Genomic DNA, 24,334 nt, shown 5'->3' with positions numbered 1-24,334 from the left:
GGCTTATTGCGCCGGAGGCGGCAATTGCGCCACGCGGTCGCGCAATGCAGCCTGTGCTTCGGCCCCATTGCCGCCGACCAGCAAGGCCATGCCCAGCGGCAGAAAATCGGCAAACGCGATGCGTCCCTGAAGCGCAGGGTCCGTCGCCAGCAATTTCAGCGCGATGCGCGTCGCCACGCCGGCGAGATGAGGTGCAGGCGGCACCGGCTGCAATCCGCGCGGAGCGATCGACCGGCCCGACCAGAACGCCGCGGTCGCCACCCAGGACGGCGCAAGATCGCGGTTGGCGGCTTCCGCGGCTTCACCGGCAGCTTCGGCATCGGCCGCACTGCCCGTCTGCACCCAGCGCTCGGCCGCGACCAGCGCGGCGAGATCAGTCCGGCGCGCATCAATGTTGGGTAGAATCCGTGCCGCCATGCACCCCCACCACACCGCATGACGATGGGGCAGGATCAACGCGAGTGAATGGATGGCATCTCGCGCATTTCCGCCATCGATCATGGCTTGCACCAGCTGCTCGGGATGCCCGATTTCGGCGAGCAGGGCGCGCCCTTCCGGCTCGAGGTCTGCCTTGGCCTCAAGTTCGGCTCGCTGGAAGCGCAGCGGAATTGAGATGGGTGAATTCGACATCAGTTGATCATCACAATGCCGCCCTTGACGGTCAGCATGCCATCGGCCTTGACCTCACCAATCGGTCCGGAAATCGAGAACTGGGCCCCGCCTTGCATTTCCACCTTGGTCTCCGCCTTGATGGTGATCTTCAGGGCCTTGATTTCGATCCCGTCCGGCTTCAGCGTTATGGTCGAGCTTCCAACCTTCAACTGGATTTCAGCCTTTGATTCCAGAAGGTTCTTCTGCTGCACGGTAATGGTTCGGGTCTTCTCTACGTCGACCTTCTCTTCGCCCGTTACCTTGCGGGTCCGATTGCGCTGCACCTCGAGCGTTTGGTCGCGCTTGACCGTGCCCCAATCGTCCTGATCGATCACCCGTCGATAATCGCGCCCGGTATAGAGCTTGATTTCCTCCGAGCCGCTCTTGTCCTCGAAATAGAACTCCTGCGTGATCGAGCCGTTCTTCTCCGTGACAGACCGCCAGCCCGACTGGGTGACCTTGCTGGCCGGATCGAACGGGTAGGCCTGCGAAGGGGTGTACATGCAGCCGGTAATGATCGGAAGGTCGGGATTGCCATAGAGAAAATCGACAATCACGCGTGTGCCGATGCGCGGGAAGAACTGCGCGCCATGCGTGGAATGCGACCACTGCTGCTGCACCGGCAGCCACACCGATGGCTTGAACTTGGGATCATTCCTGGCATTCGAAATCAACACCGGAACGCGCCACTCCGTATCAACCTTGATTTCACCTGTGGAGGTACCCTCAAGCCCGATGACCCCCAGCAGCGGCCCCGGCGCCACACGCTGCGGCACATTCACGGGTGGGCGATAGCTCTGCGAGGCATCGATCGCGGAAAACTGGTTGCTGTAAGTGGCGTGCTGGCCACCGCCCAACATCCACGGATCGCGCGCCGAATGGACCACCCTGGTGAACACCACCCGGCGCGGCACGAGATCGTCCGCTCCCTTGAGTTCCGCCCGCCCGCCAGCCATCACGCTGTGTTCGGTCGAATTGCCTTCGACGAACTTTGCCGCCTGCTCGCTATGCCCGTCGGTTGCCTTTTGCCTGCTGGCAACGTCCGCCGCTGCGAGCGCTTCAAACCCGATCGTTTCGTATTCGTGGGTATAGACCGCACCCCATTGAAGGCTTGAGGTACTTGCTTCAAGGAACGGCGTATCGAGCTTGTTCACATTGAAGGAAACATGCTTCGATTTTCCAGGCAGAGCCGCAAAGCTGCTTTCCAGCACATCGACATGACCGATGGGAATATCGCTCTCGCATTCGAGCGGACTGCCTTCGATATCAATGTAATCGGCCGGCTTGTTCGTCACAATCATCTTGTGGCGGTATGGCCCCGAGTTGCGGTCATACGTGAAGAAATACATGATGCCGTCTTGCGCAAGCAGCCGCGCCAGAAAATCTATCTCACTTTCATCGTACCGCACCGCATAACCACGCTTGGGCGGATTGGGCGACAGCGACACTGTCTTCACCAGACCGGTGACATCGGCGCACATCGCCTCGAAGATTTCTTTGCTGCTCTTGTCCTGAATGAACTGTGTCGCCTTGGTATAGGACAAGGCGTGATACGCAGGCCTGATCGACACAAAGATACGCCCCAGATCGCCATCTGCGACGCGGCGGGCGGCATAGATACGGCCGGCAAACACCCGCACGTGGCCCATGTCCGGGCTGACATCAAACTCCGCGAGTTGGCCGATCCACTCCGAAAGCTTCGGTGGCTCGCTACTGGCCAGATGGATCAGCTCAAGCCGGTATTCGAACGGCTGCGAGATTTCCTCACGCCCCTCGAAACCCAGAAGCGCGTAATCGCTTATCGTCGCACTGGCGAGAGTGCGAAGATTGAGAAGGTGTTCGCCCATCGCTGGCCTGTGGCAAAATGCCGGTTCCGTTCAAGGGGCAGCCCCGACAAGGGCCGCCCGCTCGAACGAAGCCAGATCAGCCGACCTTGTTGGTTTCGAGGCTGTACACCAGATGAGTCGGGCTGCCGGTCTGCTTGCCGTCGCGGTCGGTGTAGCACCAATCGAACTTGGTAAAGTTGAGCGAGAGGCTTTCCGACGGAATGTCGCCGCCCGACGAGATCGAATAGCCCGAAATGATCACATCCTCGAGCTCCAGCACCAGATAGGCGACCGACTCGCCCTTGGTCGCCGCAGTGAACGAAATCGTCCCCTTGCCAACCGGATCGCCCTTGAGAAGGGCCTTGAAGAGACCTTCCGAGGACTTGTCGATGATCTTGGTTGCCGTGATTTCCGAAACGCTCGGCTCGCTCGAGGTGCGGTTGCCACCGCGCGCGCTCGAAACACCGAGGCCGGCACCCCACTGGCAGCTCATCAGTTCGATCTGCTCCTTGAACGAATCGTCGGTGGAACCACCCTTGATGCTGTCAAACTTGAGATAAATAGCCATGATTAGCCTCCTTACGACTGACTCAATATTCGGGTTTTACGCCCGCTTATACTAAAAGTATCATGTGATCTTGAATGCGTAATCCAAAGCTTCACCTTCAGTAACTTCAACCTTGGTGACGTCTTTACCCTCTGCCCGAAGTTCAAGCAGCTGGCCGGCAAGGTCTGCGAGCAGTCCACGCTTCAGGATGTTCTCGATGTTACGCGCACCGCTTTCAACTTCGGTGCACCTTGCGACGAGCCGGTCGAGAAGTGCGTCGTCCCACGTGAACTCAGCACCATAGCTCGAAGTGACCCGGCGACGAATACGATTGAGATTGATGACCACGATCTCGCGCAGGATCTCAGGCTCGAGCGGGAAGAAGGGTACGGTCACCACACGGCCGAGGAAGGCCGGCTTGAAATACTCGAGCAGCGCCGGACGCAGTTCCTGTGCAAGTTCTTCGGGCTCGGGCATTTCGTCCTTGCCCTTTGCGCGGCACAGATCCTCGATCGTGTCGGTGCCGGCATTCGATGTCATGATGATCAGGGTGTTCTTGAAATCGATGTCGCGGCCCTGACCGTCCTTCATCATGCCCTTGTCGAACACCTGGTAGAACACATCCTGCACGCCCGGATGGGCCTTTTCCATCTCATCAAGCAGGATCACCGAATAGGGCTTGCGCCGCACCGCCTCGGTCAGAACCCCGCCTTCGCCATAGCCGACATAGCCGGGCGCTGCGCCGACGAGGGTGGATACTTTGTGTTCCTCTTTAAATTCACTCATGTTGATCACGGTAACGTTCTGTTCGCCGCCATAGAGCAGCTCGGCCAGCGCCAGCGCGGTCTCCGTCTTGCCGACACCGGACGTGCCGCAAAACAGGAATATTCCCAAAGGCTTGCGCGGATCAGCCAGCCCGGCGCGCGCCGTCTTCACGGTCTGCGCGATCATCTCCAGCGCATAAGGCTGCCCCTTGATGCGTTCGGCCAGCTTCTCCGAGACACTGAGCACCGAGCGGATCTCGTCGCTGACCATGCGGCCAACCGGAATCCCGGTCCAGCCTGCCAGCACTTCGGCCACCGCGTTGTAATCGACAACGTCGTGGATCATCGGGGTTTCGCCCTGAAGCTCCGCCAGCTTGGCCTGTTCCTCGCGCAAGGCAGCAATCGCTGCCTCCGCTTCGGGTGTGCCATCGACCGCGTCTGCCGCCGCCGCACGCGCTGCCGCCACGGCCTTGACCGCCGCGAGCTCGGCCTGCCAGGCCTCCGTCCGCTCGGCCTTCTCGGCCTCGATCCTTTCACGCTCCGCGGATTTCTCCGCCAGCTTGGCAGTCACGTCAGCGCCGGCCTTGCCTTCACGCTCAAGCATCCGCACTTCGGAATCGAGCAGCCCCAACTGCCGCTCAAGGTCCTCGACAGCCGCCGGTGTGGCAACCTGGCTGATACCCACGCGGGCGCAGGCCGTATCGAGCAGCGAGATCGCCTTGTCCGGCAATTGCCGCCCGCTGATATAGCGGTGCGAGAGCCCAGATGCGGCCTCCAGCGCTTCGCCCAGAATGGCGACGCCGTGGTGCTTCTCCAGCACGGGAACCAGCCCGCGCAGCATCGCGACTGCCAGTGCCTCGCTCGGCTCCTCGACCTTCACCACCTGGAAACGGCGGGTCAGCGCAGGGTCCTTTTCGAAGTACTTCTTGTATTCGGCCCAGGTCGTTGCCGCGATCGTGCGCATCTCGCCGCGCGCGAGCGCAGGCTTGAGCAGGTTGGCAGCGTCATTCTGCCCTTCCGCCCCGCCAGCGCCGATCAGCGTATGCGCCTCGTCGATGAACATGATGATCGGAATCGGACTTTTCTTGACCTCTTCGATCACCGATTTCAAACGGTTCTCGAACTCGCCCTTGATCCCCGCGCCCGCCTGCAACAGGCCGAGATCAAGCGAGAGGAGGCGGATGTTGCGCAAGTTCTCGGGCACGTCGCCCTGAATGATGCGCAGCGCAAAGCCTTCGACCACTGCGGTCTTGCCGACACCGGCCTCGCCCGTGAGGATCGGGTTGTTCTGCCGCCGGCGTGTCAGAATATCGATGATCTGGCGGATTTCCGGATCGCGGCCGAAGATGGGATCGATTTTTCCATCCGCAGCCTGCTGCGTCAGGTCGATGCAGAATTTCGAGAGCGCATCGCCGCCGGGCGCGCCCGCCTGCACAGGTGAAGCCGACTTGCCGCTGCCGGTGGCCGGCGCCGCAGTCGCCGCAACAGCTTCTTCCGAACTTGCGGTGATCGCCGCGAAAGCGCCGCGCAGGGTTTCGGCAGGGATCTTGGCGAAGTGCGAACTGGCATCGCGCGCAATGCTCGACAAGTCATTGGTCGTAAGCAGCGCAAGCAGCAGGTGGCCCGAACGGATCTGGCCGGCACCGTATTCAAGCGAACCGACCAGCCACGCTTCACGAATTAGCTTGACGAGGTTGGGCGCAATCGCGGGCGAGCGGCCATTGCCCGTCTTGAAACCATCGATCTGGCGATTGATGTCCTGTGCGAGCCGGCCAATATCGACATCGAAGTGACTGGCGATCATCGCCACATCCGAAGTCTGCCGCTCCAGCAACCGATTGAGCCAATGCTCGATTTCTATGTCATAATTCGTCCGCGACAGCGCGAGGCCTGCAGCAGCCTCGAGCGCCTGCCGGCACGTATCATCCAGCTTCGCGATCAGACTCTTGAGATTCAACTCCACGTTTCTGCCCCTCCCTCACCATTCCCGAATCGAGTCGCTCGATCGTTCCGTGGTGTCTTTCGGCCCGAACCGCTGGAGAGCCCGGATTTACCGGATTGGCTGTTCCTGTTCGTGTTCCTCTGAGCCCCAGCGAGCCCGAGTCCGACCATCACCATACTTCCAGACGCGCATACAATGCCCTTCAAATTGGCAGCGTCAACCGAATATGCATTGATTCACGAAGGATCGGACCATTTAGGAACAAGGACAATAACGACGACGTGTGACAACAATTGTAATGGTAAGCACAGTCTTGACTACGCTCACCCTCTAGAAAGCGCGGCTGAGTCGATCGGAATCAGGCAGTCATCGGCAATTCCGTTCGGTCGCACCGGTGATCCCAGCCAAGTCGTCCAACCGAGCATGGCAGGTTCATCGCTCGCGCCAAGGCGCAATTGCGGGATCACATCTGTCGCAACCAGCAGCCGCAACGATGGGCGCTGCTCGATTCCGGCCGCCAAAGCGCAGATCTGGGCAATCTTGCGCCGGTTCCCGGGCTGACAGCAAAACTCCTGCACCCGGCTCCACGATAGCGGCCCGACTTCGACAACGAAGTGGTGCTGCGCATCGAGCACGCTGGAGCCGATCATGGCCGCTGCGCTCGCGCCAGCCCCTTCCGCGCCGGGACCTTCACCAAGCCGGGCAAAGCCCGCCAGAGGGCCGCCGATCCGGGTCTGCTCAGACAAGGGCACGGCCATCCAGGTGGGCGTCCCTTCGATCAGACGAAGCGGAAGCCCGGTCAGGACCTGCAGCACCGTCTGCACGCTGGCAGCACTGCGCCGGGCATCGGCAAGATGCCCGACGAGGGTGACCAGCGCAGCATCGGGCACATCAAGCCGATTGCGCGCACCATCGCTGGCCACACCGGCGAGTGTGACGAGCGCCCGCTGAATATCGTCCTGCGCGCCTGTGCTTGCCGCCTTCTGCCGGGCTCCACGCTCCGCCATCAGAGGCCAAGAGTATTTCTCCGCGATGCGCCAGAAAAACGACAGGGTCCGGTGATCGAACAGCGCAAGGAAATGGGAGAACGCAAAATCGCGCGCGCGCCGCCGCTGCAACTGCAATTCGCTATAAGCCTGCGGCAGCGCCGGTGTCGCCCCGGCAAAGCCCATCACGTTGGCCACGATGCTCAGGCGCTTGTCCGCGGCGCCGGCCGGATTGGCACGTGCCGTTTCCGGGCCTTCGGACCAATGATCGCTCCGCGCGATATCGGTCACGGGCATGTGCATGCGATCGGATGCGGAAAGCCGCGAAGGTTCCGCCACCGGCGGCGCATCGCGCCCGAGTTCGGCGTCGTTGCCATTGAGCCATGCCCAGACATGCGCCTGCCGCACCGCCTGCACGAAGGTCGAGCGGCGCAGACGGTCAAGCAAAGTGCCAACCGCGATCAACGACGCACTCCGCCCATCTCGGCCCGCCGCCTTGCCATCACACCAGCGGCCGATCGCCGACGCGCGGCGGCCAGGTTTTCCAGGCCCCGGTTTCGCGCTGGAGCCGCGCCGTCACGCGCACGAAGCTGTTGAGCGCACAGGCCCCTGCAAGAAACCGCTCGATCACTGCACAGAGCAGGAACGAACCCGATCCGGAAAGCCGCTCGTCATCGATCACCAGTGTCACATCGATACCGGAACACATCGCAGCATGCCCGCGAAAGCGCAGCCGCGCGACGCCGGGTTCCGAGGAGATGCCGATCAATCGTTCGCGCAGATACTCGCTGTCGGGCGTATTGCCGGTGTCGTAGATCGCCAGAACTTCGCGCAAGGCCTGCGCAGACCGCTCATTACCCACCAGCGAAAGATAGTTGAGCGACAGCTGACCGATCAGTTTCCAATGGGCTGCCGATCCGCGCGTGGGCCGCCGGGTCGGCGTCGGCTTGGTGAGCGCGCTGATACCGGCAAGGCCATTGATCGTGCCAGCAACCTCAAGCCAGGGCCGTCCGCCACCGAAGGGCAACCGCGCCGGCAATTCGCGATTGGTGGCAAGGATCGACGCGTTCACCACAGTGGTATCATCGACATGCAGTTTTGCCGCGAGGTCCGCAACGGTCAGGAAAACATCGTCACCCCCGCCCTTGCTGAAGCTGGAACGCCGCGAGACCGCATGAAACAGGGTGCTGGATGCATTCGTGCCGGGTTCGAAGGAATAGAGCGAAGGCGCCTCGATCCGTTCGCCGCTAGCCGTCTGCAGGATGACCTTGGTGACCGAATGGACTTCGAGCGCATCCTCGGCGCGGGCATCGGGTACGATGCGGTATTCGACCGAGGTGTGATCCAAGTGGATCGGCTCCGCTTCCACCGGGAACAGGTTGAGTGCAGGAACGGCATGCAGATCGAAATCGTCGGCGCGCACCACGCGCTCAAGCTCGCTCGCCACGCGGTCGAAGAACAGGTAGAGCTCGAAGCGGTTGCCGGTCGCGACAAGCAGCCGACGATCGAGGCCGGAAATCCGAAAGAACAAGTGCTTCTGCGGATAGGCGAAGTGTTCCTGCAGCAGCCCGTAGGACTTGCGGGCGGTCGTGGTCTGCGGCAGCAGCAGGCCCGCTTCATCGAGGCCCAGCAAGGTGACGCAGTCCTGACCCAGCAGCGCGGCACCGGCATCGCCTGGCCCGGTCGCCACAGCAGCGCCGAGAAAGTTGGCACCGAGCTGCTCCAGCAGGATCTGGGCGCGCCGGCCGTCACTCTTGATGAACAGGCGCAGGCTCTCGATGTCGAGCGCGGCGAGATCGACTTCCGGTTTGGTCGTTTCAAACACGAGCCGCAACATCCCGCGCGCGCCGGGAACCGAGACCGGGGCATCGAACGGTGGCCCCACCATCGCGGCTTCGGAGAGGCGCAGAGGCAGCAGCCTGGTATCGGCGCACAAGCGGAACTGGCAGGCCACGCCATCCAGCGCCTCGGTGGTGATCATCGTGCCTTCGGGCACCAGCGCGGGTTCCGCCAGCTCGGCCTCAGGCTCAAGGCGCACCACCATGAGCGAAGGAATCGGCTGGATCAGGTGCGGATAGAGCGTGAGCAGCAGGGCATCGGACAGCTCGGAGTAATCCTCGTCGAGCTTGTGCCGAAGCCGCGCATTCAGGAACGCCACCGACTCGATCAGGCGGTTGACGTGGGGGTCCTCGATCGCGTCCCGGCTGATGCGCAGACGTGCGGCATAGCGGGGATAGGCTTCGGCAAATGCCCCCGCATTGCGTTTGAGATAGTCGAGTTCGCGCTGATAATAGGCAATCAGGTCGTCGATCATGCGGTGAGCTTCACTTCAATCGCGCGGTCGCCCGGTCGCACGGCCGCTTCGTACATCACCGGCTCCTCGCCTTGCAGCACGGTCAGCACGGCCGTGATCCGCAGGCGCATCCCGCGTGAGGTCGGTCCGTGCTCCATCTCGATTTCGATCGATGACAAGCGCGGCTCGTGCTCGCGGATGGCCTGCGCGATCACGCGCCGGACGCGTTCGCGCACTGCCGGCACTGACATGTCCTCGGTGGAAAGATCGGGCATGCCGTAAGCGACAATCGTGCGCTCCAACCCCGGATAGCGCTCCAGCACGGGCAGCCAGGGGCGCGTGGTGTTGAGCAGGCTTTCCAGATCGCGGCGCAGCGCCACCTTGTACCGGGCAACGGCCTCTTCCTCGGTCTCGTAATGATCGGCCGATCCCGCCGGATCATCGTCCATCAGCCGATCGATCAGCGACTGGGTTATCGTGAGCGCCATCAGCCCGCCCCCTCCGTGCCGATCACGGTGGTGAGACGAAACTCGGACGTGATCTGATCGAGCTGATAGTGCGGACGAAGGTAGATGTCACAGCCATAGCTGCCGGGCTTGCCGGGCAGTTCGGCGACGCTCACGCGGCCCTCGCGGAGCGGGTAGCGGACGCGCATTTCCGGGCTCGCGTCATCGTTGCCGGTGACATAAGTCTGCAACCAGCGCTGCAGCAGGCGCTCGCACTCGGCCGCATCATTGTACTTCCCCACCCAATCGCGCGCGATCACCTTTACGTAGTGGGCAAATCTGGCCACGCACAGCACATAGTTGAGCATGCCGCCCATCTTGGCATTCATGCGCGCCGCCTCGCCATCGTAATCGGGCGGACGGTGCAGGCTGGGAAGGTTCATGAACGCGACATTGCCAGTGAGGTGCATCTGGCGCAGCGCCAGAAGGCCATTGTCGTTGAGCACGACTTCCTGACCTTCGGAAACAGCAGCCTCCACCGGATAGCGCACCACGAAGCCGGGCTCATCACTGGGGATGAAATGGCGCACAGGGCCATCGACAAGCCCCCCCTCGCCCGGTGGCACGGTGCCGCGGATCGCCGCCGGCCAACGGTGCCGGGCCATGGCGCGCAGGGCCACGTGCGCGAGGGCGAAGCCGCCATGGAGCCACAGCAGGTCCCGCGTGTCCGAGACTTTCTCGTCATAGACGAAGCCGAGCCGGGGATGATCGCGCCCCCGGTGCGGGTGGCGCACCAGCAGGCGTGTAACCACCCCGGCCAGAAAGCGGCTGTCAGGGCGCAGGCGCATCCGGTTCCAGCGGCCGAACTGCGGATCGGCAAATGTCGCGCCAAGTTCCTGCCGCAGGTCGATCTCGTCGAGCTGGTCGAGCGCGAGCATCGCAGGGTCGACACCGAATACGAAGGGCGTGAACGCTGCGGCTGCAACGCCCATCAAGCCTTCGAGTACTTCGACATCATCAACCCTGCTGCCGCGGCCGAGCCGGTGCGACACGGCATGATCTACGACGACCATGCCATAGGGCCGCCCGCCCGGCATGCCGAATTCCTGACTGTAGACCAGATCGAAAACGGTGCTTTGGTCAAAATCGAGCGCGCGTTCGAGGTCGCGCGCTATCTCCGTCCAGCGAACATCAAGAATGCGGACACAGACCGACGGATCATCGAGATCATCGATCAGCCACCTCACCCCGCGCCACAGGGCTTCGAGCTTTTTGAAGGCCGGATGATGCAGGATAGCATCCAGTTGCCGGCCCAGATCGCGATCGATCCGGGCGATGAGCGCATTGACGCGCGCACGCACGGCAGCCGAATCAGACCGTTCCCTTGCAGACGAAAGCGCCGCTGGCGTCGTCTCCGCGTCAGGCACTGCGGCCTTGGCTGGCGACGACGCCATTGGCTATGCCGCGTATCAGGCCGCGGTCGGGATGCGGGCAACCAGGCGCATCGAGGTCGTCAGTTCCTCAAACTGCAGCCAGGGCCGCAGGTGCGCCACCGCGCTGTAGGAGCCGGGCGAGCCCGGCACTTCCTTGACCTCGACCCGCGCCTCGCGAAGCGGGTACTTGGCACGCGATTCCTGCCCGGCACCTTCCGTCGCGTTGACGTAGTTCTTGATCCAGCGGTTCAGCCAGGTCTCGCAATCGCTGGCTTCCATGAACGAGCCGATCTTGTCGCGCGCCATCACCTTGAGATAATGGGCGAAACGGCTCGTCGCCATGATGTAGGGCAGACGCGCCGAGATCGCGGCATTCGCCGTTGCCTCGGGCCGGTCGTAGACCTTGGGCTTCTGCGTGGTCTGCGCACCGAAGAACACCGAGTAATCGGTATTCTTGTAATGACACAGCGGCAGGAACCCGAGGTCTGACAGTTCCTTCTCGCGGCGGTCGGTAATGCCGATCTCGGTCGGGCACTGCGTATCGAGATCACCGTCATCCGACTGGAACACGTGGGTCGGCAGATTGGCAACCTTGCCGCCGCCCTCGGCCCCGCGGATGGCAGTGCACCAGCCATACTGCGAGAAGGCATCGGTCATCCGCGCCGCGAGCGCATAGGCCGCATTCATCCAGCAATAGTCATCGTGATCCATCGCCTTGGGCGCACCATTGGCATCGCGCGGTGCTTCCTCGTACTCGAACGCCTCGACCTTTTTGGTATCGCGGCCATAGGGCAGGCGGGCAAGCACGCGGGGCATCGTCAGAGTGACAAAGCGGGCGTCCTCGGTCTGCCGGAAGCCGTTCCACTTCTGGTAGTCGGCCGTCTCGAACATCTGCTTCATGTCCATCGGCTTGGAGAGCTCCTTGAAGCTGTCCATGCTGAACAGATTTGCATCCGCCGCCGAAACGAAGGGCGTGAAGCCGGCTGCCGCGACGCTCGAGATGTTGGTGAGCAGCTCGATATCGTCGGGGTGCTTGCCGAAATAGAAGTCACCGACCAGCGCACCGAACGGCTCGCCGCCCGCCATGCCGAACTGCTCTTCGTAGACCTTCTTGAACAGGGTCGACTGGTCGAAGTCCGTCGCCTTGGCGAGATCGTTGGCGATCTCCTTCTTGGTGACGTTCAGCATCTGCACCCGCAGCGTGGTGCTGATTTCCGTGTTCTTCACAAGATAGTGCAGACCGCGCCAGCTGCCTTCGAGCTTCTTGAACTTCTCTGCATGCATGATCGCTGCGAGCTGTTCGGAAATTTGCGCATCGATCTTGGCAATCGCATCACGCAGCGTGACGGTGAGGTTCTTGTTGAACTGCACCGTTCCGCTCATCGCCTCTTCGGCGAGCGTGCGCATGAGTTCCTCGACCCGTGTCGGTTCGGTCTGCTTGGTGACGGCAATCGCTTCGTCCAGCAGGCTGACCGGAGCGTTCACAGTCTCGGTGCTGACGGCCGCGCCGCCTTGGGTTTCCATTTCTGCCATTGCCTTACTCCGAGGGCTTTTCGCTGTTGCCAAGCTGGGCGGAGAGCTGGCTCAGCTTGTCCTGATCGCCAAGAATCTGTTCGAGAAGGCTTTCGAGCTCTTCGGAACTGTCGGCCTTGGCCATGAGATCGCGCAGCCGGTTGCGGGTTTCCATCAGCTTGCGCAGCGGCTCGACCTGTTCGACGATCTTCTCGGGCTCAAAGTCGTCCATCGAGCTGAACTTGAGGTTGACCTCGAATTCCTTGCCATTCTTCTCGAGCGTGTTCTCGACCTTCATCTTCACGCCCGGCTCGATCTTGGCCATGACCTGATCGAACTTGTCCTTCTTGAGGTCAACGAACTTGCGTTCCTTGAGGCTCTTCTTGGCGACCGCGGAGTCGCCCGAAAAGTCACCCATCACGCCGACGACGAAGGGCAATTCCTTGACCTCCTGAGCGCCTTCGGTCTCAACATCATAAGTGATGTGGACTCGCGGCTTGCGCACGCGCTTGAGCTTGTCATGTACCGAGTCAGCCATGTCGATCTCCCTAGATTCCGCACGCGCCGTCAATTCAGCCCGTTGCCCCAAACCGGAGCCATCTCTCAGTTCTCGTCTTACGACTCTTTGTCACCCGACGGTGGCTTGATACCAGAGCGCCAGTAGAAATCCTTACGCGCCGAATCGTCTGGAATAAGTTCCGTCAGGAAGTCATGAAGACTCATGCGCGCCCTTCGGTCAACCTCGCGCAGCGTTTCAGCAAGCGGCGAAAGTGGTTCATGTTGCTGAAAGTAATCCGCTGCGGCGGCAATCGCCTTGAGCGCATCCTCGCGGCGCGTAATCTTGCCGGCAACAAAGCCGCCAGGCTGCGCAGCAGCAGCGCCGCCAGCGGGCGCTTCGCCTCCCCCGACAGGCTCGGCCTGCTCTGCCGGCGCTTCCTCGGCGGCCTGCGTGGGCGCCATCGTCAGGAGCCACTGGCGCATTGCGCGAAGCTCGTCGCCAAGCTTTGACGCAGCCGGCATCTGCGGCTTGGTACGTTCGATGATGAACCCGATGGCCCGCCGCCAGGCATCCTCAGCCTCTCCCGCCAGCTTCGCCTGACGCGACAGCACATCCCCCGAAAGACGCCGGGCATGCCCTTCAATCGTGCGGGTGAGCGTGCTCGCTTCATCGAGCCGCGCAGTCTTCGCCTCGCCGGAAAGGCCCTGCGAGGCGGCCATCGCAAGATCAGCCCGCACCTTGTCGAGATAGCGCAGATCGCCCTCGCCCGTGCGCGCGATCACCAGATTGCGCAGCGGCTGGATCATCGAGCCATCGCGATCGTTGCTGCCACCCGAAAGGCCGGACAAGGGCTGGAAGCGGGTTTCCAGCCCATCCTCGTCTTCGGCCGGGTACAGGCCCTGTTCCCAGAAGGCTTCGACAAGGTCCGCCAGCAGCGTCATCGCAGCGGCAAGATCGCCCAGCCCCTCGCTGCGGGCGGCGGCCTCGATCACCACGCTCATCGGCTCAAGGTCCTTGCCGTGCTCGGCAAGATAATCCAGCGCGTTCTCGGCCAGCGTTTCCCAATCCCAGGCGCCGGGAGGAAGCACGACATCATCGTCGGTCATTGCCGCAGTCTGCTCGATCCGGACTATGGCTTTGCGCTGCGAGCGAATCTCGCGCAGCAAATCTGCGGCATCACCTTCGTCGCCGCGACCATCTGATCCGACCGAATCGTTGATAGGAGCCAGCACCGCAGCCCGCCGTTCATCGTCAATGAGCACGCGCCACCCTCAAATAACCTCAAGCCCCAAGCAAACTGACAGCTTTCGCGTGCGCACTCCACTTTTTTTTGAACCGATCACGTACTACTGCTACTATCCCCGCACCACTGATCGGATCGGGAAAACTTATGCCGCCCGCCGCGCGACTTACAGATATGCATGTCTGCCCTATGGTTACAGGCGTTGTGCCCCACGTAGGCGGTCCGATCTCGGCGCCGGGGCAGCCTAACGTCCTGATCGGCTCCCTTCCCGCCGCCCGGGTTTCCGACATGGCGGTGTGCGTTGGCCCGCCTGATACGATCGTAAAGGGGAGCGCCACGGTGATCACCGGCAGCATGCCGCAAGCGCGCATCGGTGATCTGACCGCGCACGGCGGAAACATCGTGCTGGGGTGCTTCACGGTGATCGTGGGGGGATAACAACCCGTCAAGCAGGCTGTCAGGCTGTCTAGGAACTGAAATCCATCGTTCCGAATGACAGCACGGACGTGTTTTCCGCTTTCATCTTGACCGAAAGGCGCAGGCCGCCTCCTGCACCCGGGATCGGGAACGAAAGCATGGTGACCTCACCTTTCAGGGTATCAAAGACACTTGACTGGTTCTTGGCCAGATTTTCAATTGCTGCTTTCAGAACGCGACTGTTCTCGTACTTCTTCATCGTATTTGCGACAGCAATCAGGTTTGGATCAAATTTGCGCCCTATCGCCGCAAGTTCGATCAGTTCTGGCAGATTCCTGAAATACTTGTCCAATTTACCCAAGGCCAGATCGATGGAAAAATCGAACTCGGCCCCGCTCGCCCGGTCGAAATCTTCGGGCACTGCGGCATTGTACCCGACAATGAAGTTTATGCCGCCGGATCCGCCCAAGCCCAGGCCTATGCTCGCGGATTCCTGCTGAAAGGTGCACCATCTGGTGCGCCGAGGATCGGTGAAGGCATCATGGACAGACCAGAGAATGCCCTTCTGCTGACCTAACCCGAAGATGATCTCGCCGCCGCTCTCAAAGCCGAACCCGGCCCACATCCCATCGAACGCCACCGGGCTGCTCCTTTCAATCGGATGTGAGAACGGCAGTCAGCGCGGCTCAATACCGCACGATCTCCACGCGGCGATTGCTGGGATCGGTCGCGGACATGCCCTCGCGCGGATGGTCTGAGCCATAGCCCACCGCACGGAGCTTGGTCTGCGGAACGCCCTTGCTCACCAGATACTGCACAACGGCCTGCGCACGGGCGCGGGAAAGCGACCGGTTGAACGCGGCGGGCCCCTTGCTGTCGGTGTGTCCTTCGATGACGAACTGACGGTTGCCCGAGGCGCTGGCGAGCTCGCGCGCGAACACGTCTGCCTGCTGGCGCGCATCCGGCGTCAGCTCGGCCGAGCTCTTTTCAAACGAAAGGCGCATATCGAGCGCACGGCGCGTGGCCGGAAGCGCCTGCGGCGTGCGGCGACCGGCACCGCCCATTCTCGCAGCCGAACCGGTGTTCACAAGGCCGGAACGGCCCGAAGCCGGTGCGTTGGGCCGGGTAGCAACCGGACGCGGGGCGGCACCGGAGAGGTGGAACCCCTTGGTTTCGCCGGCCGGGCAGACGCCGGTCGTCATGCACGGATCATCACCGGCATTCGCATCCGCGCTGCCACTGGCCTGCGGTGCCGGTGCCGCGCTCGGCTCATCACATCCCGAGACGAAGCAATGGATTTCGGACTCGCTTACCGGTGCACTCTGGCCAAGAGCGGGTTGGACGCCAGCCAGCGCCATGGCTGTCGCCAGAGTGGCAATGGAAACGCGGACCATCGCAATCATCCCCTAATTTGAAGCGAACTCGAATCAACTAAACATTGATAAACCTTAACCCGCATGCAGACAACCTTGTCGCGGTCCCTGATCGGCACGCGAACCCCGCGAAGACGGGCCAAGGATGTGCCGAGCATTCGCATCTGGATTGAATTGTTCTTGTTCGCCGCGTGATTTGTGCGATCACCTTCTGCCAAGGACCCGTGACATATCCAGTTGAGAACAGCATTGCGGGCGGAGAGGGCCATGGCGAAAGCGGAACCTTTTCAACAACGTTCGGGCCCTGCCCCTGCCCCTGCCAGTCATCCGGCGGCGGGGCTGGCATCGCTCGCGGCCGTCATCGCTTCAACCGCGGTGCTCCTTTGGGGCGTACCGGCGCTGTTCGGCATTCTGCTCTCCAACCCGGCGATAGCCGAAATGCCCGGAGCCTTGCTGGAGACCGCATTCACGTTGGCCACCTTCGCGCCGATGGGCCTGCTGGCACTGGCGGCGATCCGCCTATGGCGTTTGCCCGTGCCGATCGGTCGCGCGCCCGCGTTGTTCGCGGGAACGGGCCTCGCCATGGGCGTGGTCGGATTTGCCCTGTCACTTGCGCTTTGCGCGATTGCCGGAACGGCCAACGAAGGCCCGGCAGCTCCGCAGGGCATGGGCCTGCTCCTGCTGGAAGCGGCGCTTGTGCTGCTGCAGAGCGGTGCCGAGGAGCTGACTTTCCGGGGCTTTCTGCAGGCCGATCTGGCCCGGCGCTGGGGCCACACCCCCGCGGTGATCATTGCCGCAGTCACGTTCGCCATGCTGCACTTCGTGGTTGCAGCAAGTGAGCCCATGTCGTTCGTGACGATGCTGATGGGCGGATTGCTGTTCGGCTTCGCCTATGCGCGGTCCGGCTCCTTCCTCATGGCATGGATGATCCATTTCGGCTGGAACTCAGCGGAGGAACTGCTGTTCGGCCTCTATCCCAATCCGGGGTCCGGCACTTTCGGGGCGCTGATCAATATCGATCTGCGCGGCACGGGCTTGTGGGGCGGCGGGCCGGAGGGGCTCAATGCCAGCATCTCCTCGGTAGTAGTGCTGGCGGCTCTGCTGGTGGTAACCATCATCTGGCCCTCTGCCGAGCCTGCAAAGTCCCGCTAGGGAAGCTCGCGCGGCCTGGTTCAGACAGACCGCTGCGCGCGGCTCACGTCGATCGAGTCGCGCACCTGCTCGAAGGTTTCCAGCTGCGGGCCGGTCAGCGTCTTGTTCGTGCTGTTGTCGGGCTGCACGCCCAGCGGGTCGACCTTTTCGCCACCGATGTGCACTTCATAGTGAAGATGCGGCCCGGTCGAATGGCCCGTCGTGCCGACCTCGCCGATCTGCTGCCCCTGCGCGACGCGGACACCTTGCGCCATCCCGGCGGCAAAGCGGTTCATATGGAGGTAAAGCGTTTCCCAGCCATTATCGTGCAGGATCTTGATGAAGTTGCCGTTGCCCCCCTTCGGTCCGCAAAACTCCAGAACACCGGAACCTGAGGCGTAGATCGGCGTGCCGATCGGTGCGGCAAAGTCGATACCGCCGTGCATTTTCTGGTACCCCTCGATCGGGTGGATGCGCATGCCGAACTTCGAGGTCACGCGCGCGCCATCGACCGGCGTGCGCATCAGCGAACGGGCCACCGTCCGGCCGCTCGCATCGAACCATTGCACTTCGCCGCCCTTGTCGGGCTGGAAGCGGTAGACCGCCGCCGAGCGGGTCTGCGTGGTGAGCGAGGCATAGACCAGTTCCGGCGCGCCGATGGCCTGGCCCGAGGCGTTGGTCGGCTGCGAGAAGGCAAGCTCGAAGGCATCGCCCGCCGCCACTTCGCGCTGGAAGTCGAAATCGAAGGCCAGCGCCTTGGCAAACGGCGAGATCAGCGAATTGGGCACACCGATCCCGACCGCCGAGCTGTAGAAACTGTCACCGTCCATGATCCCGTGCATCACGACGATCTGGTCGCTGATTTGCGCCGCGATGCGTGTCGTCTCCAGCTTGCCATCGACCCCCAGCCTGACGATCGCGCCGGAGCTGTCGGGGTTCGACGCCTGCAACCGCACGAAGGTCAACGCATCGCCCGAGCGGGCCATTTCCAGCATCGCACGTATCTCGCCTTGCGCGGCGAGCGCGGGGCTGGCCTCGCGCGCGACATCCCCCGCCATCTGGGCAGAGAGGCCAAAGCGCTGCAGCGCTGTCTGCAATTCGCCGGATCCGGTCAGCAGCATGGCGCGCCGGACCGTGCCGGGGGCCGCAGACGACTCGGCGGCGAGGTTGCCAGCGGCACCCGGCACCGGGCTCGCCAGCTTTGGCCGCGTCAGGAATGCAGCAATGGCGCCTGCGGAGACTATCCCGGCGCCGAGGCCAAGCGCGAGAACGCGCCGCCGCGCCAGACCTTGCCGCGCTGCACTGAGCCCCTCGGCCGCAGCAGGTGACCACGCAGCAGCCCATTGGCGGGGATCGTAGGAATTCACCAGGGCCTGTTGCATTGCTTTGTCCCGCGCTGCGTTCGGACAAGGCGCCTTATCCCGCGCAATAAAGCCGCAGGTCCTTGTCAGGCAGTTATTGTTGCCGAGAATGGAGCCACCAGTCTATGACATTCGTCGAGACAGTCGTGGAGCGCGAACCGGTGATACCATTTCGCACGGAATCATGGGCGGTTACCGATACCGGTGCAGTGCGGCGGCACAACGAGGACAGCTACCTCGCATCAGATGGATCGCGGGTCTGGCTGGTGGCAGATGGCATGGGCGGCCTCGAGCGGGGCGATTGGGCCTCAAGCCAGGTCGTGGAGGCGATTGCCGCCGTCCCTCCCGTTGAAGGTCTTGAGGATCTGCTGGAAGCGATCCGAGGCGCGTTGACCGAAGCGAACGAGCGCATTCTCGGCGAGTCCGAGCGGGTCGGCAAGCAGATGGGCTCAACCGCCGTGGCCCTCGCGGTGCGCGACAAGCGCTTCGGCGTGGCATGGGTGGGCGACAGCCGCGCCTATCTGCTGCGCGATCGCCGTCTTTACCGGCTGACCCGCGATCACAGCCAGGTGCAGGAACTGGTCGACCACGGCGTGATCGACGAGGTTGCAGCCGCCACGCACCCCTTGCGCAACGTGCTCACCCGCGCGGTCGGCGTCGCCCGGCCGCTGGCGGTTGATACGATGATCGAAACCTTGTGCGACGAGGATCTGTTGGTTCTTTGCAGCGACGGCCTCTATGGCGTGATGGGGGAAGCGGCCATGCAGGATGCCCTTGCCAGTCAACCCTTTGAAGATGCGGCAAAGCAGATGATCGTGCGCTGCCATGAGCTCGGTGCGCCTGACAACATCACGATAGTGGGCGTGGCCACCGCGGAAGTGACCTTGGTCCAGTTCGGCGGAGCGGAGAACTGACGTGAGCGACGAAAAGGACGAAACGGTCTTTCAGCCTTCCGCATCGCCCGCGGCACCGGGCGATGCGGGTGTGCCGCAGGGTGGTACGCCGGGCCCCGATCCCTTCGCCGCGCCCGACGATCAGGAAGAAGGAACGGTTTTCGCAGCATCTTCCGAGCCGCCTGCCAGCGCAGCTCCGCTGGCCGGTGTCCCGCCCATGTCGCCGATCCCGGTTTCCGCGCCCCCGCTCGCCGCACCGGCCCCCGCCCCGGCACCCGCACGTCCATCTGGCGGCAAACACGCCTCGCTCGAAATCGGCACGGTTCTCAACCACATGTTCGAGATCAAGCGCTTCATCGCGCGCGGCGGCATGGGTGAAGTGTTTGAAGGCGTGAACATCGCCAGCGGCGAGCGTGTCGCCATCAAGACCATCCTGCCCGAACTGTCCGCCGATCCCAAAGTGATGGCGATGTTTCGCAAGGAAGCGCAGGCCCTCACCGAACTCTCGCACCCTGCGGTCGTGCGCTATCGCGGCTATGCGATGGAGCCGGAACTCGGTTTCTACTACATCGCGACCGGCTATATCAGCGGCCAGAATCTTTCGGATATCGTCGGCAAATCGACCCTCACGGAAGATGAACTGGCAGGGCTGCTGCGCAAGCTTGCCGAAGGTCTGCGCGAAGCCCACGAACTCGGCGTCGTTCACCGCGATATCTCGCCCGACAACGTGATCCTCGACAGCGACCGGCTGGACCGGCCCAAGATCATCGATTTCGGCATCGTCAAGGAAACCGATCCCGGCTCGAAGACGATCATCGGCGATGGCTTCGCCGGCAAGCCCAGCTATGTCGCCCCCGAACAGCTGGGCGATTTCGACAAGCAGATCGGTGCCTGGTCGGACGTCTACTCGCTCGGGCTCGTGATCCTTGCTCTCGCGCAGGGACGCAAGCCCGATCTGGGCGGCCTGCCCGCCGAAGCGATCATGAAGCGCCGCAACGGTGTCGATACCAGCGCGATCCCGCCGCGGGTGCGCAAGGTGGTCGACCAGATGCTGGTGGCCGATCCGCTCAAGCGGCTGCGCTCGATGGATGCGGTGATTGCCGCGCTCGATCAGGCCATGTCCGGCAAGGCACCGAAGCGCTCCGGCGCGCTGGGCGGAGCGAAGAACACTGGCGCGGCTGGCGCGGCCAAGGGTGCGGGGTCCGGGTCCAGCCTGCCCCCCAAACCGGTGCTGATCGGGGGCGGCGCGCTTCTGGCAGTCGCTCTGCTGGGCGGGATCGGCTACATGGCCTCGGGCGGCGGCTCGAAGACTGCCGCGCCTGACGCCACCAGCTCGGCGCCTGCCACATCGAACGTTCCTCTCGAGAAGATCGACGCAGCGGTGCAGAGCGCGCTGCCAGCGATTCCCTGCTCGTGGATGACCGTGGACGTCAATCGTGATGGCGCCGGCATTGCGTTGACGGGGTCCGGTGTCGCAGGTGCGCCGCTCGATGCCGAAAACGGCATCATTCAGGCGGCAAAGAGTCTGGGCGTCGAGGCAGGCAGCGACTTTACCGGCATCGCGCGGATCGATGACAGCTTCTGTCCGGTCCTCGATGAGCTGAACAAGTTTCGCGCCGGCCCGCCCATTCACATGACCCGCAAGCAGCCCGAGTATGAACTCGATACGATGCCGCCAGAGAGCTATTACAACGGACAGATTGGCACGAAAGTGATCACCGACTTGTCACTCGCGGGCGTGCAGGACGAGTTCGCGCTGTTCTCGATCGAAAAATCGAACGTAATCACCGACATCACGCTCAATCGCGCGGCTTTTCAAGCCGTTGTCGGCTCGCCCAACGTCGAGCGTTTGCCGGGCGAAGACGCTTATCGCATCAATCTTGAGACCAACGCGCAGCCCGGCTGGGCAGGTCTCGTGCTGATTACCGGAAAGGGCGGCTTCACCAAGGACTCGCTGAGTGATCTCGTCAGCGCCGGCGGGAAAGCGGCCTTCGAAGCCAAGGCGAAGGCCAACGGCTGGAAGGTCCAGATCGTCTGGTACAAGTTCGTCGATACGCAGCCCAATGCAGCGGCTGGCGGCAGCCCGGCGACAACCGTCCAGTAGCCGCAACGGGCGCCGGACGGAACGCTCAGCCTTTGGTCGAAGCCGCGTAGTGCTGCGCGAAGGCTTTGGCGAACACTTCGACGAAGCCGTCCTTCGTGCCGAACGCCTGCTCATAGGCGCGCCATGCTTCGGCCTCGCTGCGCGCGCTGGTCTTGATCGAGGCCGGGGCAAACTGGTCGAGCGCATGGTGCAGGCTTGCCTGCAAAGCCGCCTGCAGCGCGCGCTGATGCGCATCTATCGCGCCGCACATCGCCGCAATCCGCGCCTGCGCCTCTGCCGGAGGGAGCGCCAGCAGGCGCTGCAGCAGCGCCTCTGGCGGCAAGGGCGGATCGGTTTCTGCCGCGATGCCGAGATCGGCCCGCGCCTTTGCCCGGTCCGCCGCCTGCGCCGCAAAACTGGCCATCACAGCACGCAGCAACGCGCCGCATGCCGCCAGAACTTGCGCATCGGGCCCGGTAACATGGGCGCGCGACAGACCCGCCGCCTGAAGCAGGACACCCACCGCATCGGCGGCTTGGGGCGGAATGGTCGTGACAGGTGCTGGCTGGGGCGCAGCGCTCCATCCATTCGGGATCGCAGTGGCCGAACCGGGAGGCGCAGAAACCGGCGCCGCGCCGACTGGCCTACCCCAGCTGTCGTGCCCGGCAGGCACCGCCGCCGACTTTTCGGCGTCCTGCAGCATCGCGACGATCTCGCATCCGCCCACGCCGATCACATCGCCGTGGCGCAGCATATGCGGCGCGGTCAATCGGTGGCCGTTGATCATCGTCCCGCCGGTGCTGGTGTCGGTGATCCGCCAGGCCATGCCTTCACCGGCGATCGTGCAATGGCGCCGCGAGACCGAGAGATCGTCGAGCAGGAGGTCCGCTCCGGCACCGCGCCCCACGCTCGCCTCTCCGCGCTCCAGCTGCAGCGGGGCTGGCGGCTGTGCCCCCGGATACTTGCGCAGGGCGAGAATAAGCGGCATTTTGCCTCCGGTGTTTCCGGCTGCATTATTAGTTGGACGCAGACTTTGCGCAATAGCGGGAGACCGGACCTTGGATACAAGTCCGACGAGTTACGATCAGGTTCATTATCCATCCGCCGTCTACCGCACGACCACGCCCGAACATCTCGCCGCAATTGCCCGGCTGCATGGCCTTGATGCTGCCGATCCGCGCAGCGCGCGGGTTCTCGAGATCGCCGGTGGTGATGGACTCAACGTGCTGGCCATGGCGGCCGCCTATCCCGGCGCGCAGTTCGTCTCGTTCGATCTTGCCGCAAGCGCCGTCGCCCATGGCCAGTCGCTGATGGCTGCGGCCGGGCTTGCGAACGTCCGCATCGAAACCGCCGATATCCTCGACGCGGCCGGTTCGATGGAAGGGCCGTTCGATTACGTGATCGCCCATGGCCTCTATGCCTGGGTGCCGCCACATGTGCAGCGCGCGACGCTTCAGCTGATCGACCGCGTGCTCGCGCCGAACGGCATCGTCTTCATTAGCTACAATGCGCTGCCCGGCGGGCACATCCGCCTTGCCTTGCGCGATATGCTGCTGTTCGAGCTGGACGGCGTCGATGATCCCGAGGCGCGGATGGACCGCGCGACTGCGGTGCTGACCGAGTTCGGCCGTCCGCGCGATGATGATTCCGCATCGCAGGCGGCTTTGCGCCGTGCCGCGCGGCTGACCCTGAACAAGAATCGCCACACCCTGTTCCACGATGAACTTGGCCCGGTCTACGATCCCAAGTCGCTGCAGACGATCGTGGCGGAGGCTGCCGCGCATCATCTGGCCTATCTGACGGAGGCGCAAGCGGGCGGCTTGTTCCACGGCTTCCCGGGCGAAGCGGTGGACGATCGCGAGACCGTGCGGCGCGCGCAGCGCCGCGACAATGACGAGGTGAGCTTCTTTCACCAGTCGCTCTTCGTGCGCCCGGGCCGGCATCCGCTTCGTGTTCCCGATCCTGCCTGGCTGGGCACCCTGATGGCCGGAGTACCGGACAGCCTGCGCCGGACCGGTGAAAACACTTTCACCTCAAGCGCGGGCGATTTCGAGCTCGGTGATCAGATGCTGGCCGATTTTCTCGAGAAGCTGATCCGGATTGCCCCGGTGCGCGTGCCGCTGGCCGAACTTGCGGCCTCGCCGGACCATGCAACAGCGATCTTCCACCTCATCGACCGGGGGATCATCGAGCCGCATTCTCTCCCCTTCCCCGGGGCGCTGCAGCCGGGCGAGCGGCCAATTGTCAGCTCGCTCGTGCGCGCGCTGATCGCGCATGGGGTGCCTTATGTCGTGACGTTGGACCACCGCGTGGTTCAATTGAGCGAGGAAGCACCGCGCCGTCTGATGGCCTTGATGGATGGCACGCGCACGGCAGAGGAAATTGCCGCCGAAGCGGCGCGGATCGGGATTCCGCCCGAACTTGACGTCAACCTCGGCCTCAAACAGATCGCCCGTGCGGGAATGCTTGCCTTGTCAGCGGATATCTGAACGCGGCGGCTTAATGGACCGAGCCGATGCGGCCATCGAGGATCGCATCGAGCACAGCCGGGTGCAGCGGTGCCTCGAAGCGCAAGCCGGCGGTGAAGCCGCTGGTCCAGTCAACTGTTGCCGGGCGGGCTTCAAGCCCCGGCAGCGTGAGCCACACCAGCATGCCCGGCTTCACGGCATCCATTGAATCGATGCGCGCCGAACGGCAGGTAAGCTCGCTCACCGCCACTTTCGCGCGCAGCACCCCGCGGCGGTAGGTCGCGGTGATCACCGGGCCGTGCGGCGCTGAACTCCATGGATTGGCCTCGTTTCCGGCAGCGTGCTTGACCAGCATGGCGCGTATTCCCTGTGCGGGATCGGATGATCCTCGCTCACTAGGAAGAACGGCCCGGTAACCCTGCCTTTTAGGCAAGCAGGGCGCCCGGGCCGGTCATGCGGTGTTCTA

Annotated in this window: 21 protein-coding genes; 5 read left to right on the top strand and 16 right to left on the bottom strand. The window is 63.2% G+C overall.

Annotated features, from left to right (window positions below):
* Nucleotides 1–3: 3 nt before the first annotated feature.
* From K5Q19_RS06625 to K5Q19_RS06575, 11 genes are all read right to left on the bottom strand, one after another.
* Entirely contained in the window at nucleotides 4–630 is a 627-nt protein-coding gene (locus tag K5Q19_RS06625; protein WP_292942465.1) for a hypothetical protein, read from the bottom strand.
* Entirely contained in the window at nucleotides 630–2,498 is a 1,869-nt protein-coding gene (gene tssI, locus K5Q19_RS06620; RefSeq protein WP_292942462.1) for a type VI secretion system tip protein TssI/VgrG, read from the bottom strand. Before tssI ends, K5Q19_RS06625 begins: the two co-directional genes overlap by 1 nt.
* A 76-nt stretch (nucleotides 2,499–2,574) precedes the next feature.
* Nucleotides 2,575–3,045, bottom strand: coding sequence for a type VI secretion system tube protein Hcp (locus tag K5Q19_RS06615; protein ID WP_292942459.1), 471 nt, complete (start codon nucleotides 3,043–3,045; stop codon nucleotides 2,575–2,577).
* Nucleotides 3,046–3,105: 60 nt separating this feature from the next.
* Complete coding sequence (gene tssH / locus K5Q19_RS06610; protein WP_292942456.1) at nucleotides 3,106–5,751, bottom strand: type VI secretion system ATPase TssH; 2,646 nt, start codon at nucleotides 5,749–5,751, stop codon at nucleotides 3,106–3,108.
* A gap of 302 nt (nucleotides 5,752–6,053) precedes the next feature.
* Nucleotides 6,054–7,181, bottom strand: a complete 1,128-nt coding sequence (tssG, locus tag K5Q19_RS06605; RefSeq protein WP_292942454.1) for a type VI secretion system baseplate subunit TssG — start codon at nucleotides 7,179–7,181, stop codon at nucleotides 6,054–6,056.
* Nucleotides 7,182–7,218: 37 nt separating this feature from the next.
* Complete coding sequence (tssF, locus tag K5Q19_RS06600; protein ID WP_292942451.1) at nucleotides 7,219–9,030, bottom strand: type VI secretion system baseplate subunit TssF; 1,812 nt, start codon at nucleotides 9,028–9,030, stop codon at nucleotides 7,219–7,221.
* Nucleotides 9,027–9,497, bottom strand: coding sequence for a type VI secretion system baseplate subunit TssE (tssE, locus tag K5Q19_RS06595; protein WP_292942448.1), 471 nt, complete (start codon nucleotides 9,495–9,497; stop codon nucleotides 9,027–9,029). Before tssE ends, tssF begins: the two co-directional genes overlap by 4 nt.
* Entirely contained in the window at nucleotides 9,497–10,909 is a 1,413-nt protein-coding gene (tssC, locus tag K5Q19_RS06590; protein WP_292942445.1) for a type VI secretion system contractile sheath large subunit, read from the bottom strand. Before tssC (K5Q19_RS06590) ends, tssE begins: the two co-directional genes overlap by 1 nt.
* A 15-nt stretch (nucleotides 10,910–10,924) precedes the next feature.
* Entirely contained in the window at nucleotides 10,925–12,412 is a 1,488-nt protein-coding gene (gene tssC / locus K5Q19_RS06585; protein ID WP_292942443.1) for a type VI secretion system contractile sheath large subunit, read from the bottom strand.
* 13 nt (nucleotides 12,413–12,425) lie between these two features.
* Complete coding sequence (gene tssB, locus K5Q19_RS06580) at nucleotides 12,426–12,938, bottom strand: type VI secretion system contractile sheath small subunit (protein WP_292942441.1); 513 nt, start codon at nucleotides 12,936–12,938, stop codon at nucleotides 12,426–12,428.
* 77 nt (nucleotides 12,939–13,015) lie between these two features.
* Complete coding sequence (locus K5Q19_RS06575; RefSeq protein WP_292942438.1) at nucleotides 13,016–14,161, bottom strand: type VI secretion system ImpA family N-terminal domain-containing protein; 1,146 nt, start codon at nucleotides 14,159–14,161, stop codon at nucleotides 13,016–13,018.
* A gap of 170 nt (nucleotides 14,162–14,331) precedes the next feature.
* Here K5Q19_RS06575 and K5Q19_RS06570 point away from each other — a divergent pair, with 170 nt between their 5' ends.
* Nucleotides 14,332–14,580, top strand: coding sequence for a PAAR domain-containing protein (locus K5Q19_RS06570; protein WP_292942435.1), 249 nt, complete (start codon nucleotides 14,332–14,334; stop codon nucleotides 14,578–14,580).
* Between the two features lie 28 nt (nucleotides 14,581–14,608).
* On the opposite strand, the gene K5Q19_RS06565 is transcribed toward K5Q19_RS06570, so the two are convergent.
* Both K5Q19_RS06565 and K5Q19_RS06560 read right to left on the bottom strand, forming a co-directional pair.
* Nucleotides 14,609–15,199: a hypothetical protein gene (locus tag K5Q19_RS06565; RefSeq protein WP_292942433.1), complete on the bottom strand. Its 591-nt coding sequence runs from the start codon at nucleotides 15,197–15,199 to the stop codon at nucleotides 14,609–14,611.
* A gap of 46 nt (nucleotides 15,200–15,245) precedes the next feature.
* On the bottom strand, nucleotides 15,246–15,953 hold the full coding sequence (locus K5Q19_RS06560) for an OmpA family protein (protein WP_292942431.1): 708 nt from the start codon (nucleotides 15,951–15,953) through the stop codon (nucleotides 15,246–15,248).
* Between the two features lie 246 nt (nucleotides 15,954–16,199).
* Between K5Q19_RS06560 and K5Q19_RS06555 the strand changes: the two genes are divergently transcribed.
* The gene (locus tag K5Q19_RS06555) at nucleotides 16,200–17,084 is read left to right on the top strand and encodes a type II CAAX endopeptidase family protein (RefSeq protein ID WP_292942429.1); all 885 of its coding nucleotides are present in this window, start codon (nucleotides 16,200–16,202) and stop codon (nucleotides 17,082–17,084) included.
* Nucleotides 17,085–17,104: 20 nt separating this feature from the next.
* Here K5Q19_RS06555 and K5Q19_RS06550 read toward each other — a convergent pair whose 3' ends face one another.
* The gene (locus K5Q19_RS06550; RefSeq protein ID WP_292942426.1) at nucleotides 17,105–18,445 is read right to left on the bottom strand and encodes a M23 family metallopeptidase; all 1,341 of its coding nucleotides are present in this window, start codon (nucleotides 18,443–18,445) and stop codon (nucleotides 17,105–17,107) included.
* A gap of 104 nt (nucleotides 18,446–18,549) precedes the next feature.
* Between K5Q19_RS06550 and K5Q19_RS06545 the strand changes: the two genes are divergently transcribed.
* Complete coding sequence (locus K5Q19_RS06545; RefSeq protein WP_292942424.1) at nucleotides 18,550–19,338, top strand: protein phosphatase 2C domain-containing protein; 789 nt, start codon at nucleotides 18,550–18,552, stop codon at nucleotides 19,336–19,338.
* A gap of 1 nt (nucleotide 19,339) precedes the next feature.
* The gene (locus tag K5Q19_RS06540) at nucleotides 19,340–21,421 is read left to right on the top strand and encodes a protein kinase (RefSeq protein ID WP_292942421.1); all 2,082 of its coding nucleotides are present in this window, start codon (nucleotides 19,340–19,342) and stop codon (nucleotides 21,419–21,421) included.
* Between the two features lie 25 nt (nucleotides 21,422–21,446).
* On the opposite strand, the gene K5Q19_RS06535 is transcribed toward K5Q19_RS06540, so the two are convergent.
* Nucleotides 21,447–22,388 carry an FHA domain-containing protein gene (locus tag K5Q19_RS06535; RefSeq protein ID WP_292942418.1) on the bottom strand — a complete coding sequence of 314 codons (942 nt, stop codon included), beginning with the start codon at nucleotides 22,386–22,388 and terminating at the stop codon, nucleotides 21,447–21,449.
* A 70-nt stretch (nucleotides 22,389–22,458) separates the two neighbouring features.
* Between K5Q19_RS06535 and K5Q19_RS06530 the strand changes: the two genes are divergently transcribed.
* Complete coding sequence (locus K5Q19_RS06530; protein ID WP_292942415.1) at nucleotides 22,459–23,889, top strand: class I SAM-dependent methyltransferase; 1,431 nt, start codon at nucleotides 22,459–22,461, stop codon at nucleotides 23,887–23,889.
* Nucleotides 23,890–23,899: 10 nt separating this feature from the next.
* On the opposite strand, the gene K5Q19_RS06525 is transcribed toward K5Q19_RS06530, so the two are convergent.
* Nucleotides 23,900–24,223 (bottom strand): PilZ domain-containing protein, encoded by a 324-nt coding sequence (locus tag K5Q19_RS06525; RefSeq protein WP_292942412.1) that lies wholly within the window; start codon nucleotides 24,221–24,223, stop codon nucleotides 23,900–23,902.
* Nucleotides 24,224–24,334: the final 111 nt, after the last annotated feature.

This window comes from Novosphingobium sp. (assembly GCF_019748365.1).
Lineage (GTDB): Bacteria > Pseudomonadota > Alphaproteobacteria > Sphingomonadales > Sphingomonadaceae > Novosphingobium.
The sequence above is the reverse complement of the archived record's forward strand: the minus strand, read 5'-3'. Positions and strand labels throughout refer to the sequence as shown.